We start from the raw sequence: 15297 nt of genomic DNA, 5'->3' as shown, positions 1-15297 counted from the left end.
AATGATTACAATAAAGAATTTACACGTATCCTATCGTGATTTTAAAGCACTTCAAATTGATAAAGAGATTATTATAAATGCCAACGACCGCGTCGGTGTGATTGGCTCGAATGGAGCTGGTAAATCAACGCTTATCAAAGCATGTTTGGGGCTGTTGCCTTATGAAGGAAATATCATTGCAACAATCAAACCTGAGGAAATGGCAGTTCATATGCAAAGTAATGAATACGTTGAAACGATGTCAACCAAATCGGTGATGGAAGCAATCTTAAATACTTCAATAAAAGACAATACGAAACTTCAAGAACTTATTACATTCTTTAATTTTGATGCAAGCCTTAAGAAGAAATACAAAGAATTATCAGGAGGTCAGAAGCAACGGTTTACCTTAATTATGGTGCTTATGCAGGATGCACCGATAACATTCTTTGACGAAGTAACTACAGGCTTGGATTTTGAAACACGCCAAGCCTTGATGAAGAAAATAACCGAGTGGTACCAAGGCAAAGATGCAGCAATTCTTTTTGTAACGCATTATTATGAAGAGTTAGAACAGCTGACCAACAAACTGTTGATTCTTAATCAAGGGAAGGTTGTTGCTTATGGTCATCGTGATGAATTGTTCCGACACTATTGTGGACACTCCGTTATCACGTTCAAGGCACGTCCAGAGGAAATGAGTTTTATTGGTGACTTTAAAACTATCCTCGCACCCAACGATACGACAGCGATTGCCTGTGCATCAAAAGAAGAAGAAATGCGTGTTATCGCCTATTTAAACACACAAGAAATTAACTTTAAACGCAGCGATAATGACGTTGAGATACTAACGATGAATGCAATTGGAGGAACACACTAATGGCGCAAATGATACGCTACGAAATTAAGAATGCAATGGGAAATGTATTTGCAATTTTCTTTGGAATTATTTTCCCAATTATTATGACCCTCGTGTTCAGCAGTCTTTTAAAGTCACAAGTTCCCGCCGACCAATTCGGTAAGGCAATGACACAATTGTTCATTACCAACCTTTTAATGAGTCCCTTGGCACTTCTGTTTATTGGATTTGCGGCATTGTTTTCCCAAGAAATTGAAAAGGATATCACAACGCGAATGGTTCTCTTTGGATTCAGTGAACAAAAACAATTGAAAGCAAAATTTGTGGCACAGGCACTTTCGTTGGTTGTTGCTGTTACTGTTTATTCGCTCACTGTATTGCCAATCTTAAAGATTGATACACCATCACTTTTTGGAGTCTTGGTATTAATGGGTGCAGTAATTGTACTTTCATTCTTATACTTTGTGCTCGCATACAGCATTGCAGTACTTGCACGTAAGTTTAGTGTCACCTATGGAATTACCATGACGTTCTACTTTGTAACAATGGCATTATCAGGCATGATGGGGATTCAATATGATCAACTTCCAAGCGGCATTCAAGTGATTGCGCGCTTATTACCTACGACCTACATCGTTAAAGATGTTCCCAAGTTATGGACTGTCTCGTCATACAATCTCATGCCAATGCTGCAATCGTTCCTAACATTCGCCGCGATTACGGGCTTGATTTACATGTTCGCAATGCATAAAAAAGCACGTCGTATTGGCTAAACTCACCACGCTCAGCGTGGTTTTTTATGCGTGTCTCATGTATACTAATGAAAAAGAAGGAGACACTTATGACAGGCAAAAATAGAAAAAATATAACCATTGGTGCACACGTTAATGTTGTCCTAAAAAATGATCAGAGAACTGGGAAACTCACAGAAGGCTATGTCGAACGCATTCTTACGAACAGTCAAAATCATCCCCATGGGATCAAAGTAATGCTCGCGGATGGGCAAGTGGGCCGTGTTCAAGAAATATTGGAAGATTAGTCATGCGTGGAAACTATATTCGTTCGATTCGATTTCAAGAGTTTCCCCATCATAAATACCCATTCAATATCAAAGCCATCACAACACTTCCAGAGATTGAATTTACAACACCCGTTACATTTCTTGTGGGTGATAACGGCGTTGGAAAATCAACCCTGATTGAAGCAATCGCAGTAGCCTATGGCTTCAATCCGGAAGGGGGTTCACTCCACCTTCAATTTGAAACCCATGCAACACATTCTGAGTTGTATCAGTACCTTACATTTGTTCGCAATGCGGTTTTGAAACCCAAAGACGGATTCTTCTTGCGTTCAGAGAGCATGTATAATTTAACGTCGACATTATCGCAAATGGGCGATGAGACTTTGGAGAATTATGGGGGGTCATCCCTGGATGCTTATTCTCATGGAGAGTCGTTTCTGACACTCTTCATGAATCACATTAATGACAACGGTTTTTATATTCTTGACGAACCAGAATCAGGATTGAGCCCCGAAGCGCAAATGGCATTGATGGTAAAAATTCATGAATTGGCAGAAGTAAAAGGGTCACAATTCTTTATTGCTACCCACAGTCCCATTCTTTTATCGTATCCTGGAGCAACAATAATACAACTCTCAGAACAGGGAGCCCAGTTAGTGGATTATGATAGTGTTGGCTTTGTGCAGCTCTACCGACGTATCATGAATGACTCTGATTACATTCAACGCTTGTTTAATAATGATTAGGTGCCACAGTGTTGGCACCATTTTTTATGCTTTTAATGACATATGAGAATGTGTCGATTCGTAATTTGTTACGATAAGAAAAATGGAGGTAATTATGGGATTGTTTGATCGATTTAAAAAGAAGACACCAACGCAAGATGAGGTGTTAAATAAAACAATTGTAGAAAAGGAACCGATAATAAAAGAGGACAAACCAGGATTTATGACCTTTGCGGACTATTCAGAAAAGAGTCAAAGTGATGACTGGTCACCAGGGTGGGATGTGATTGATGCAGCGTTTGCTGAGGTGTATGGGGAACAAGAACCAAGCCACTTTGCAACAAGACTGGAGAAACGAGCGTTGTTTGGTGGACCCGAATATCTGGATGGCTATTCAATTTATAAATCGGATAAAGGGTATTATCACATTGTGACTTACGGTATGACACAACTCTATTCGCGATTGGAGTCCTATGGCGAAGACTTCAATAAGTGGGGATATGAGATGACGTTTAAACTCAAAGCTAATTCCGTTGAAGAGTGTCACTGGGCCATGAACATGATGGGTAACTTGGCACGCTACACATTTACATCAGGAAGTTTTTTTCAAGAAAATGAGTATGTTCTTGGTGATGGATCGCCACTAGAACTTGAGAGTGATTCCAAGATGTGCTCGCTTTTAATTGTTGAAGATACTGAGGTAGTGGGGCGTGATTCTGTACATGGCCAAACCGATTTTCTTCAGTTGGTAGGAATCACATGGCACGATGCTCAAATTATTAATGAACATCGTACGCGTGGTTATGTTGAAGAAGTGTTGGAAAAAATTAAAGTGGATAACCCTGATTTCATTACTGATATGAAGTCAGAGAGAAATTATCTCTGATCGGAGGGTGTATGTTTAGATTCAACAGAAAACCTAAGATATCTTTGAAATATGAAGGTGAGACTGAGAGAGGTGTGCGTTTTAAAGCAATTGAGATCCGCCAGGGGCGAGCAGAGTTGCGAAATGTAGACATCGATATCCAAAGTGTTCCTGGTGGAGAATACTTTACGCAGGAGTCACTGTTAGATAATATGAAAGAATGGCGATTTAATGGTGTTCCGCTTATTTATGTGAATGCCCATTACTGTGAAACGACGCGCGCAATGTTGATGGCGGGGCATGGAAAGCGTGAGTTAGATCGGTATTTCTCAAACATAAATCATGGATTTGCGTGGGAAAATGCAATTGATGCACTGCGCCCGCTTCTTGAACTCTTTGAAGATGGTCTGTGGTGGATTGAAGAGGGGAAAGGAATTCCGACGGATGGAGAGGATGCCTTCTTTTGGGATGTTGGTGATAGACCGCGAACATATGCTGCGACAGGGAGCTATTTTTATAAAAGTGACGGCATTGATTATAGCTCGTCCCATCCAATGCGGTATCTCTATCCATCAGAATTTAGCAGTCATTATGATGAGAGTCGTGTGGACCACTATATCGCACATTATCAAAAACATGGGATTATGCCGGCAGTTTTGACCCTGCAACTTCCGGGATCGATGAGCTTAATTCTTGATGGACATCATAAGGCGTGTGCGTGTGCATTGCTCGGAATCGAAGTTCCCCTTATCGAAATTTCGAACAAACAGATCGTGACACAGTATAATTCCAACCTACAGTTGATATGGATTGGAGGAAAATGGCACACGATCATGGGGGAAATACGACAAAAAAGACCTGTAAAGAAGCCGCGCATTAAGGGTATCTCTTTTCTGGAGTCGTCCCATGCTAAAAAAGACTGGAACGATTATGCTCATGCAGTTTGGGATTATCCAACGCATGAACACTTACTGTTGAAAGATTATCTGGGCAATCCCCAGATAAATGTGGCTTATATTGAGGCTGCGCTTTATAGCGGTAATAGTGATGCGCTGCAATATCTTGTCACAGAACTCCCAGAATTCGATGAATATTTCGAGTTCTTAAGACGGGTTATTTGCTTGAATAAAGATGATTTTATCCTTAAGAAAATGGCGTTAGAGCGTTTAATATCGAGTCAAAGTGATGAAACAGAAGCCTTTCTCATCGAGTGTTTGGTTGAGTTGGAACCGCACAGTGGCGTGCGAGAGTTGATTTTGAGTTATTGGACAGGAGATCAAATATGAAACTATTTAAAAGAAAGAAATCACACCCCGAGATAATTCAACCCTCTGGAAAACAAATTGTGGATTCAAAAGAAATTGATGCTGAGATTACAAAATTACAGCGCTATATTTATAAAAGACCGCAGAATCAAGATACGGATGCTGTAATAGCGCATATTAATAAAGTACGTCATGTTATTGAATTTACGGATGAAGTCTGGTGGAAAGTGATGTATCCTGCCTGCACTCACCCCGATGCGACACTCTTACAATGGATGTTTGTACAGGGAGCAACATATCAGGATAGTCTAACCAAAGCGGTGCTGAGCTCGCAAATTCGCGCGTTTGAAGTCATTAAACAAGAAATCGCTGTTATTGAGGTTATATTAAAACATGTTTCAGGACACGAGCGTCAGGATTTCCTAGATCGTATCCTAAACAATGCGTGTTGGTATGGTGTGTTGTATGCGGTAGAGTACCTCTTGAGTCAAGGAGCGGATTTAATGTGGATTTCTGACAATGGCAAGACACCACTTGATAATGCGAGAATTTATGGAGAACGGTTTGAGGATCCCTTATTGTACGACCTTTTGATTGCTTACCAAGAGCGTAAACTTAAAAAATTGGGCACCAAGAAATACTATACGGAGATTGATTGGGCAGGAAATCATTGTTATAAGCGTCCGAATTAAGACAAACCCCGATTTCACTTGACTTTTGTCAGGATGTTGGTAGAATAATACTGTTATCATATATACCAAAGACAGCAACCGCCTTCGGGCTTAATCAGTTGCCGAGGTAAAAGTATAAAACTTTTAAACCCTCGTCTTTGATGTGGGTTTATTTATTTGGCTATATTTGATTTCCAAAAATCGAATGGAGGTGAATCACGTGCGTAACGAAGTCTTAGAAAATAAGAAAGCAGTTGTTGCAGAGATTCAAGAAAAGGTTAACAATTCAGCATCATCAATTATCGTTGAATACCACGGTCTAAATGTAGGACAAATTACTACTTTACGTCGTCAACTTCGAGAAGAAGGCATTGAGTTCAAAGTTTACAAGAACAAAATGTTCCAACGTGCCGTTGAAGGTACAGAATTTGAAAGCTTGGCATCAGAATTAGTTGGGCCTAACGCTGTAGCGTTTGGTACCGATGCAGTTGCACCGAGTCGTGTGCTTGCACAATTTGCTAAGAAGAACAAAAAATTAGTTTTAAAAGCTGGTATTGTTGACGGAAACGTTGTTAACGCTGAAGAAATCAGTGAATTATCAGCATTGCCAAACCACCAAGGTATGGTCGCTATGTTAGCAGGTATGCTACAATCACCAATTCGTAAATTTGCGTATGCAGTCTCATTAGTAGCTGAACAACGCCAAGCTAACGAAGGTGCACCCGTTGTTGAAGAAACAGCACCAGCAGTTGAAGAAGTTGCAGTTGAAGCAGAAGCTCCAGCAGCAGAAGTCGTTGAAGAAGCAGCACCCGTTGCTGAAGAAACAACAGAAGAAGTAACAGAAGAAAAAGAAGCTTAATAAGGAGGAAATTTAAAATGGCTAAATTAGCAACAGCAGATATCATTGCATCACTAGAAGAGATGACAATTTTAGAATTAAACGAATTAGTTAAAGCGATCGAAGAAAAATTCGACGTTAGTGCAGCAGCACCAGTCGCAGTAGCGGCAGCAGGTGGCGCAGAAGAAGCAGAAGGACCAAGCGAAGTATCAGTTATCTTGAAAGAAGTTAGCGGATCAAAAGTTGGAGTCATCAAAGCACTTCGTGACATCACTGGTTTAGGAATGATGGAAGCAAAAGCATTAGTTGACGCAGCACCATCACCAATCAAAGAAAACATCAAACCTGCAGAAGCTGAAGAATTAAAAGCAAAACTTATCGAAGCTGGCGCAGTTGTTGAAGTTAAATAATTTAATTTTATCAATGGATAATCTGTGAGTCATTACTTTACAGACAATTCAAATCTAAAGCAAAACCGGAGAGATATTCCTTTCCGGTTTTTAGACTATGAATATGTATTAAAATCAGATGATGGTGTATTTTCGAAAAATGGATTGGATCAAGGTACTGAATCGCTTCTTAAAGTTGTTGCGACGCGTGATTTATCGGGCGAAGTTGCGGATTTGGGATGTGGTATCGGTGTCATTGGTGTTATCTTATCGTCTTTGTTTGCGGTGCATGTAACGGGTGTGGATGTGAATCCTCGTTCAGTTGCATTGGCAAATGAAAACTTCGCAAAATATAATGTCAACGGAACTAACATTGTCCACGATGGTTTGGAGGGTGCGTATAACTTTGTTATCAGTAACCCACCAATTCGGGTTGGAAAAGAGAAGATGTATAGCTTGTTTGATCAAGCGTACGCTTCGTTGGTTTCTGGTGGCGAGTTTATATTTGTAATTCGTAAGTCCCATGGCGCAAAGAGTGCTCAAGCGAAATGTGTGGAACTTTTTGGCAATTGCGAGTTATTGAAGAAAGATAAGGGTTATTACATCTATTCGGCCAAAAGGCTTGACTAATGGCTGCGTTGGTGATAACATATAAAATTGCATAATAGTGGGTTTATGCGCGATTTTTTGGTTGCAATTTAAGTATCAGGAAAGGATGGCATAAATGGGAAAAAACCAAGTATATAGTGTTAAGAAATTTGGTAATAAAGCATCACGTCGTGACTATTCACAAGTTAGTAGTGAGCTCGAGTTACCGAACCTAGTCGAAATTCAAACGGAAGCGTATGAATGGTTTAAAAATGAGGGTCTTGAAGAGGTCTTCAATGAAATCTATCCTATTCAAAGTTACAATGAAAATGTTAAATTAAAGTTTACAGGTTATTCATTTGGGGAACCAAAGTATGATGTAGAAGAGAGTCGATCACGCGAGGCAAACTATGCCGCGCCTTTACGTGCTACAATGCGTCTTGAAGTAATCAATAAACAAACAGGGGAAGTTATTGAAAAAGAAGAAGAAGTCTTCTTAGGTGACTTACCACTTATGACTGATAACGGAACATTCATCATCAATGGTGCTGAACGTGTTATCGTTTCACAAATTGTTCGCTCACCTGGAGCTTACTTTAAAACAGAAAATGACGTTAAGTCAGGACGAGAAACATTCTTGTCTGAGTTAATTCCAAGTCGTGGTACTTGGTTAGAATTTATGAGTGATGATCGTAAAGCAGCCAATGGCCGTGTAGTTAACATGAAAGTTGACCGTAAGCGTACGATTGTTTCTACTATCCTATTTAAAGCATTTGGATTGAGTCTTGACCTCTTAGAAGGTGAAGATGCTTTTGACACGTCTTCATTTAAAACATTCCTTCGTGCCTTGAACTTACCAGTTCATGACGAGTGGGATGAATTAGATAGTGAAAAACGTGAATTCTTATCTCTTTACGCATTACTATATACTGCGTATTTTGGAAATTATCCTGAGTTAATTAACACATTAGCTTTAGATAAGACGGTTACATTTGAAGATTCACTTCGTTCAATGTATGAAAACCAACGTGCTGATGAAATTCCTACAACTGATGGTGCGATCAACTTAATGAACGCAAAGTTCTTAGATCCACGTCGTTACGACTTAAACAAAGCAGGTCGTTTCAAACTCCATAAAAAATTAGAAATCTTTAACCGTATTAAAGGAACCTATCTTATCGAAGACATTACCGATATTAATGGAAATGTTGTATTCGAAAAAGGAACACACATCACACGCCGTGATGACGTGAATAAATTAAGAGATGTATTACGCGAATCAGGACATATGAATGTCTTCCCATTACGTAATATTTTCTCAGCGCCAGATTCAGAGCGCATTGTTGTTGATGGTACACATTATCTTGAAGGGCGTATTCTTGCACGTGATATTTACGAAGATGCATTTGAATATGATCGTGGAACAGTGTTGACTGCCAGTGATGTTGCGACTCTAAAAGGACATGAAATCACAATTTATACCGGAATTATGGCCAAAGCTGTTACTGTAACCAAAGATAATGTTTGGTCAGTACTTAACTATGGACAACGCCTTTATACATTAGGTCGTTTGCAAACGGCAGATGGTACCGATGTGCTTTCAGCAAAAGGAACATTCATTGTTGATCGTTTTGTACCAAATGTGAATGCATCAAAAATCAACAAAACTAATGAAAAATTAATTGTTGAAACATTGGAAAAAGGACCATTAACACTTTGGTTAGTGGGTGCAGCAATGCAAGAACTTTACGTATCAACATCAGAAGACTTGCAAGAGCAAGTTAAAGTTGTCGGTATGGATCCATTGTTGGATAAAACAACAATTGTTGCTTCAGATATCTATGCAACATTCTCATACTTCCTAAACTTCTTAGATGACTTAGGAAACGAAGATGACATTGACCAATTGGGTAACCGTCGTATTCGTACAGTGGGTGAGTTAATTCAAAATCAATTCCGTATTGGTTTAAGCCGTATGGAACGTGTTGTTAAGGAACGTATGTCAATCTCTTCAGATTCATCAAACTTAACACCAAAAAATCTAACAAACGTGCGTCCGTTGACGGCAATGGTAAAAGAGTTCTTCTCTTCATCACAATTGTCACAGTTCATGGACCAACTAAACCCGTTAGCTGAGCTAACAAACAAACGTCGTATTTCAGCTCTTGGACCGGGTGGACTCACTCGTGACCGTGCTGGTTTTGAAGTGCGTGACGTTCATACATCACACTACGGACGTATTTGTCCAATCGAAACACCAGAAGGACCAAACATCGGTCTTATCTCTAACTTAACATCATATGGTAAATTGGACCGTTATGGATTCATCCAAACACCATACCGTATTGTTAAAGAAGGCGGTATTGTCACCGAAGAGTTTGTTTACCTTTCTGCTGATGATGAATTCGAATATGTTATTGCGCAAGCAAACGAAATCGTTGATGGACAACTTGCAAATGAAGAAGTTGTTGTGCGTTACCAAGGTGAAAACATCTTGGCACGTCGTGAAACGGTTGAACTTGTTGACGTTTCACCAAAACAAATTGTTTCTGTAGCGACAGCTGCGATTCCTTTCTTGGAAAATGATGATGCGTCTCGTGCCCTCATGGGAGCGAACATGCAACGTCAAGCGGTTCCGTTATTAATTCCAAATTCACCTTATGTTGGTACAGGTATTGAGCACCGTGTCGCAAAAGACTCGGGTTCAGCAGTTATCTGTAAAGACGAAGGAATGGTATCGTATGTTGATGCTCGTAAAGTTGTTGTTAACAACGTTGAGGGTAAAGAACGTACATACTCAATGCAAAAATTCCGTCGTTCTAACCAAGGAACATGTATTAACCAAAAACCATTAGTACAATTGGGTGAAAAAGTTTACCCAGGTGACATCTTAGCGGATGGACCTTCAATGCAAAATGGTGAACTTGCACTTGGACAAAACGTTACTGTTGCGTTCATGACATGGAATGGTTATAACTACGAGGATGCGATCATCATGAGTGAGCGTCTTGTTAAAGAAGATGTCTATACTTCAATTCATATCGAAGAATACACATTAGAAGTTCGTGAGACAAAACTTGGACCTGAAGAAATTACCCGTGATATACCGAACGTTTCTGAAGTATCAAGCCGTCATTTGGATGCCCGTGGTATCGTTATGATTGGTGCTGAAGTTAAAGAAGGCGATATCCTTGTTGGTAAAGTTACACCAAAGGGACAAAGCGAAATTTCACCTGAAGAAAAATTACTCTTGGCAATCTTTGGTGAGAAATCACGTGAAGTACGTGACAACTCATTGAAAGTTCCACATGGTGGATCGGGTATTGTTCAAGATATTCGTATTTTCCGTCGTGAAGATGGACATGATTTACCTCCTGGAGTGAGCGAAGCTGTTAAAGTTTATATCGTTCAGAAACGTAAGATTTCTGAAGGGGATAAGATGGCGGGACGTCACGGTAATAAAGGGGTTATCTCAAAAATTCTTCCTCAAGAAGATATGCCATATATGGAAGATGGTACACCAATTGACATTATGCTTAACCCATTAGGGGTTCCAAGCCGTATGAACATTGGACAAATTCTAGAATTACACTTAGGTATTGCTGCAAAGAACTTGAATATCAAGTTTGCAACAAGTGTTTTTGATGGTATCGAAACGGATGAACTCTTCCGTATTATGGAAGAAGGAAATGTTTCTCAAGATGGTAAGATGGTCTTGTATGATGGACGCTCTGGAGAACGTTATGATGAACGTATTTCAGTGGGTGTCATGTATATGTTGAAACTATCACACATGATTGATGACAAGTTGCACGCACGTGCTACAGGTCCTTACTCACTTGTTACACAACAACCACTTGGTGGTAAAGCACAAAACGGTGGACAAAGATTTGGAGAGATGGAGGTTTGGGCACTCTATGCTTATGGAGCAGCACATACACTTCAAGAAATCCTTACAATCAAGTCAGATGACGTCAATGGACGTACGAAGACCTACGCCGCAATCCAAAATGGTGTTGATATTCCTGAACCAGGAATGCCAGAATCATTTAGAGTATTGAAGCATGAGCTTCAAGCACTTGCCTTGGATGTGAAATTCTTAGATGAAAACAACGAAGAAATTAAACAACCGATAGCTGAAGGAGAAGATGAAATTAAATCATCTCCTCGCTATGAATCAGAAGACATTGATACAGACTTCCGTATTAATGAAGAAGCTTAAGGAGGCTGATGTAAATGAGTATAAGTAAGAATTTTTCCTCAATACAATTGGCTTTAGCGTCACCAGAGCGCATTCTTGAATGGTCTCATGGTGAAGTTAAGAAACCGGAAACAATCAACTACCGTTCACAAAAACCGGAACGTGATGGATTGTTCTGTGAGAAGATTTTTGGTCCTACTAAAGACTGGGAATGTTACTGTGGGAAATATAAAAAAGTTCGCTACCGTGGTGTTATTTGTGACCGTTGTGGTGTTGAAGTAACCAAGTCATCTGTTCGTCGTGAACGTATGGGTCATATTACTTTAGCTGCTCCAGTTGCACACATCTGGTACTTACGTGGAATTCCTTCACGCATGAGTTTGCTTTTGAATATTACTCCAAAAGTGTTGGAAGAAGTTGTTTACTTCGTAAAATGGGTTGTTACAGATCCAAAGAACTCAACACTACAATATAAACAAATCATTGATGATCGCGAATACCGTGATTACCAAAACGAATTTGGATACAATGGTTTTGTTGCTCAAGCAGGTGCTGAAGCAATCAAAACATTATTAGAAGAAATTGACTTAACTGCTGAACAAAATGATATTTTAGCACAGTTAGAATCCGCAAAAGGTGATAAACGTAAACGTTTAATTCGCCGTTTGGAAACCGTTGAAGCGTTTGTTAATTCAGACAACAAACCTGCTTGGATGGTCTTAACTGAATTACCAGTTATTCCACCTGAGTTACGTCCAATGTTGCAATTGGATGGGGGTCGTTTTGCCGCTTCAGATTCAAATGATCTCTACCGCCGTGTTATTACACGTAACAATCGTTTAAAACGTCTTCTTGAGATGGGAACACCGCAAGTTATCGTTCAAAACGAAAAACGTATGCTTCAAGAAGCTGTAGATGCCTTGATTGATAATGGTCGTCGTTCAAAACCTGTTACAGGTGCTGGTGGACGTCCACTAAAATCACTTTCACACAGTCTTAAAGGGAAACAAGGACGTTTCCGTGCGAACTTGCTCGGTAAGCGTGTTGACTTCTCAGGTCGTTCCGTTATTGCGGTTGGACCGGACTTGAAGATGTACGAATGTGGAATTCCTCGCGAGATGGCAATTACACTATTCAAACCATTTGTTGTTAATGAAATGAAAGTACGCGGCATTAGTAATAATGCGAAAGCGGCTGAAAAATTAATTGAACGTCAAGACCCACGTGTATGGGATATTGTTGAAGAAGTTATTCAACATCACCCTGTTCTTTTGAACCGTGCTCCTACACTTCACCGTCTTGGTATTCAAGCCTTTAAGCCAAAAATGATTGAAGGACGCGCAATTCGCCTTCACCCTCTTGTAACACCAGCCTTTAACGCTGACTTTGATGGTGACCAAATGGCGGTTCACGTACCATTATCAGAAATGGCACAAGCAGAAGCAGAACTCTTGATGTTAGGTTCACGCAATATTCTTGGACCGAAAGATGGAAAACCAATCGTTACACCATCACAAGATATGGTTCTGGGTAACTTCTACTTAAACATGGAACAAACTCCAGAAGAATTTAATGAAAAAGCAGATAAAGCAGAAGCACGTGGTGATATTCACGAAGCTGCAAAATGGCGTCGTTATGGTGAAAACCAAGGGAAGTCATTCCGTAATACTGCAGAAGCACACATTGCGTATGAAAATGGTGTTATCCACTTGCATACACGAATCAGTGTTCGTGCATCTTCAGTCGGTAAAAAGACATTTAGCGCAAAACAAAATGACATGTATCTTGTAACAACACTTGGAAAATTAATCTTTAACGAAATGTTCCCAAGTGATTTCCCTTACTTGAACGAAGTCACTGTTGATAACTTCAAAGCAACACCGGACAAATTCTTTGTTAAACCAGGTGAAGATGTTCGTGAAGTCATCGCTGCAATGCCTTTAAACAACGATTTCAAGAAAAAAGATCTTGAAAAGATTATCAAGGAAATATTCGATCGTTATACAATCGATAAAACCTCAGAAATTCTTGACATGATCAAAGACCTTGGATTCAAGTACTCAACAGTTGCAGGTATTACTGTTTCACTTAGTGATATCAACGTTGCGCCTAACAAGGACAAATATGTTGAAGAAGGTAAAGAAAAAGCTGCTCGTTTAATGACACAACTCAAACGTGGTCGTTTAACTCCTCAAGAATGGGAAGGTAAATTGATGTCACTTTGGGATGGTATCAAGAACACGGTTGGTAATGAGTTAATGCAAGACCTTCCGCGCCAAAACCCAATTAACATGATGGCGACATCCGGTGCTCGTGGTAACGTATCGAACTTTACCCAACTTGCTGGTATGCGTGGTCTGATGGGTAAACCGACACAATCGAAATCAAAAGCTGAATACCAACCATCAATTATTGAGGTTCCAATTTACTCATCATTCCGTGAAGGATTGAACGTGAGTGAGTTCTTCCTCTCAACACACGGTGTGCGTAAAGGTCTAACTGATACGGCTCTTAAAACGGCTGAATCTGGTTACTTAACACGTCGTTTGGTTGACGTTGCTCAAGATGTCACAATTGTGGAAGACGATTGCTATACAGACAATGGTTACTTAGTACAAGAAATCGTTGACCGTAAATCAAATTCAGTTGTTGAATCCTTACATGACCGTCTTGTTGGACGTTATATCAAGGAAACAATTGTTGATCCAAAAACAAAAGAAGTTATTATCGAAGATGATCAATTCATCGACGAATTCACTGCAAAACGTATTGTAAACTCAGGTGTTAAAGAAGTTCGTATCCGTTCAGTCTTTACATGTGAATCAAAACACGGTGCATGTGTGAAATGTTATGGAACTAACATGGCTACAGGTGAAAATGTCGAAGTTGGTGAAGCAATCGGTATCGTTGCGGCTCAATCAATTGGTGAGCCAGGTACTCAGCTAACCATGCGTACATTCCATACTGGTGGGGTTGCGGTTGCCGGTGGTGAGGATATCACTCAAGGTCTACCTCGTGTTGAAGAATTATTTGAAGCACGTACTCCAAAATTGCCAGCAGTTATTTCGGAAATTCACGGTAATATTACCGATATCCGTAATGCTGATGATGGTTTGGGTTATATTATTACTGTAACGAACGAAAAACGTACTGTTGATCATCAAACATTACCACACCAACCTGCTCGTTCATGGTTGAAAGTTGGTTCTGAAGTTGAAGCAGGGGATAAACTAACCGAAGGGTCTGTTGATCCAAAACGTCTCATGGAATTCTCAGGACGTCTTGCAGTACAACAATACATTCTTAAAGAAGTTAAAAAAGTTTACCAAAGTGGTGGTATCGAAATCTCTGATAAGCATATCGAGGTCATGATCAACCAAATGATGCGTAAGATTATCGTTATCGATGGTCAAGATACAGGTATTTCTCCAGGTGTTCAAATGCACGTTGAGAGAATGCAAGACATTAATACTGATGCATTAATGGAGGGTAAAAACCCTGCACGTTACTTGCCAGTACTCTTGGGTATCTCAAAAGCATCTGTTGAAACAGAAAGCTTCTTATCAGCTGCTTCATTCCAAGAAACAACAAAAGTTCTTACGGATGCAGCAATCAAATCGAAGATTGACCCATTAATTGGTCTGAAAGAAAATGTTATTATCGGTAAGTTAATTCCTGCCGGTACCGGATCTGTCTTACACCGTGAGTCAACCGATCGCATTCGCGAACGTGCAGCACAGTTAAAGGAAGAACGTGAAGAACGTAACATTGTCGAAGAAGAAGATTCAATGATGAGTGAAATTATTCGCGGATAATAAACCAGGCATGTGGAAACACATGCCTTTTTTTTGCGTAAGGCAAAGAAAAAGGGATTCATATTCTTCGTAGCACCATTG

Annotated in this window: 12 protein-coding genes and 1 other annotated feature; all 12 genes read left to right on the top strand. The window is 39.9% G+C overall.

Annotated elements, in window-relative coordinates:
- The first annotated feature begins 1 nt into the window (after position 1).
- The 12 genes from G7062_RS11155 to rpoC all read left to right on the top strand — a co-directional run bounded on the left by G7062_RS11155 (position 2) and on the right by rpoC (position 15216).
- Positions 2-859 carry an ATP-binding cassette domain-containing protein gene (locus G7062_RS11155; protein ID WP_166065990.1) on the top strand — a complete coding sequence of 286 codons (858 nt, stop codon included), beginning with the start codon at positions 2-4 and terminating at the stop codon, positions 857-859.
- Positions 859-1611 carry an ABC transporter permease gene (locus G7062_RS11150; protein WP_166065989.1) on the top strand — a complete coding sequence of 251 codons (753 nt, stop codon included), beginning with the start codon at positions 859-861 and terminating at the stop codon, positions 1609-1611. The genes G7062_RS11155 and G7062_RS11150 overlap by 1 nt, the downstream gene beginning before the upstream one ends.
- Positions 1612-1679: 68 nt before the next feature.
- Positions 1680-1877, top strand: a complete 198-nt coding sequence (locus G7062_RS11145; RefSeq protein ID WP_166065988.1) for a YwbE family protein — start codon at positions 1680-1682, stop codon at positions 1875-1877.
- Between the two features lie 2 nt (positions 1878-1879).
- Positions 1880-2605 (top strand): AAA family ATPase, encoded by a 726-nt coding sequence (locus tag G7062_RS11140; protein WP_166065987.1) that lies wholly within the window; start codon positions 1880-1882, stop codon positions 2603-2605.
- Between the two features lie 94 nt (positions 2606-2699).
- Complete coding sequence (locus tag G7062_RS11135; RefSeq protein WP_205700133.1) at positions 2700-3470, top strand: suppressor of fused domain protein; 771 nt, start codon at positions 2700-2702, stop codon at positions 3468-3470.
- 11 nt (positions 3471-3481) lie between these two features.
- The gene (locus G7062_RS11130; protein WP_166065986.1) at positions 3482-4735 is read left to right on the top strand and encodes a hypothetical protein; all 1254 of its coding nucleotides are present in this window, start codon (positions 3482-3484) and stop codon (positions 4733-4735) included.
- Positions 4732-5406: a hypothetical protein gene (locus tag G7062_RS11125; RefSeq protein WP_166065985.1), complete on the top strand. Its 675-nt coding sequence runs from the start codon at positions 4732-4734 to the stop codon at positions 5404-5406. The genes G7062_RS11130 and G7062_RS11125 overlap by 4 nt, the downstream gene beginning before the upstream one ends.
- Positions 5407-5453: 47 nt before the next feature.
- Positions 5454-5568, top strand: a sequence feature (ribosomal protein L10 leader region).
- A 37-nt stretch (positions 5569-5605) separates the two neighbouring features.
- Positions 5606-6244, top strand: a complete 639-nt coding sequence (gene rplJ / locus G7062_RS11120; protein WP_166065984.1) for a 50S ribosomal protein L10 — start codon at positions 5606-5608, stop codon at positions 6242-6244.
- 17 nt (positions 6245-6261) lie between these two features.
- Positions 6262-6633 carry a 50S ribosomal protein L7/L12 gene (gene rplL, locus G7062_RS11115; protein ID WP_166065983.1) on the top strand — a complete coding sequence of 124 codons (372 nt, stop codon included), beginning with the start codon at positions 6262-6264 and terminating at the stop codon, positions 6631-6633.
- A gap of 24 nt (positions 6634-6657) precedes the next feature.
- Positions 6658-7242, top strand: a complete 585-nt coding sequence (locus tag G7062_RS11110; RefSeq protein WP_166065982.1) for a class I SAM-dependent methyltransferase — start codon at positions 6658-6660, stop codon at positions 7240-7242.
- Positions 7243-7336: 94 nt separating this feature from the next.
- A complete protein-coding gene (locus G7062_RS11105) occupies positions 7337-11422 on the top strand; it encodes a DNA-directed RNA polymerase subunit beta (RefSeq protein ID WP_166065981.1) in 4086 nt (1361 codons plus the stop codon).
- A 14-nt stretch (positions 11423-11436) separates the two neighbouring features.
- On the top strand, positions 11437-15216 hold the full coding sequence (gene rpoC, locus G7062_RS11100) for a DNA-directed RNA polymerase subunit beta' (protein ID WP_166065980.1): 3780 nt from the start codon (positions 11437-11439) through the stop codon (positions 15214-15216).
- Positions 15217-15297 lie beyond the last annotated feature (81 nt).

This window comes from Erysipelothrix sp. HDW6C, from assembly GCF_011299615.1.
In the GTDB taxonomy this organism is placed as follows: Bacteria; Bacillota_I; Bacilli_A; order Erysipelotrichales; family Erysipelotrichaceae; genus Erysipelothrix.
This window is presented reverse-complemented; position numbering and strand designations above follow the sequence as displayed.

Bases quoted from the DNA above. Each gene is read 5' to 3' on its own strand.
- G7062_RS11155 (WP_166065990.1), top strand. From the start codon at position 2: ATGATTACAATAAAGAATTTACACGTATCCTATCGTGATTTTAAAGCA.
- G7062_RS11150 (WP_166065989.1), top strand. From the start codon at position 859: ATGGCGCAAATGATACGCTACGAAATTAAGAATGCAATGGGAAATGTA.
- G7062_RS11145 (WP_166065988.1), top strand. From the start codon at position 1,680: ATGACAGGCAAAAATAGAAAAAATATAACCATTGGTGCACACGTTAAT.
- G7062_RS11140 (WP_166065987.1), top strand. From the start codon at position 1,880: ATGCGTGGAAACTATATTCGTTCGATTCGATTTCAAGAGTTTCCCCAT.
- G7062_RS11135 (WP_205700133.1), top strand. From the start codon at position 2,700: ATGGGATTGTTTGATCGATTTAAAAAGAAGACACCAACGCAAGATGAG.
- G7062_RS11130 (WP_166065986.1), top strand. From the start codon at position 3,482: ATGTTTAGATTCAACAGAAAACCTAAGATATCTTTGAAATATGAAGGT.
- G7062_RS11125 (WP_166065985.1), top strand. From the start codon at position 4,732: ATGAAACTATTTAAAAGAAAGAAATCACACCCCGAGATAATTCAACCC.
- rplL (WP_166065983.1), top strand. From the start codon at position 6,262: ATGGCTAAATTAGCAACAGCAGATATCATTGCATCACTAGAAGAGATG.
- G7062_RS11105 (WP_166065981.1), top strand. From the start codon at position 7,337: ATGGGAAAAAACCAAGTATATAGTGTTAAGAAATTTGGTAATAAAGCA.
- rpoC (WP_166065980.1), top strand. From the start codon at position 11,437: ATGAGTATAAGTAAGAATTTTTCCTCAATACAATTGGCTTTAGCGTCA.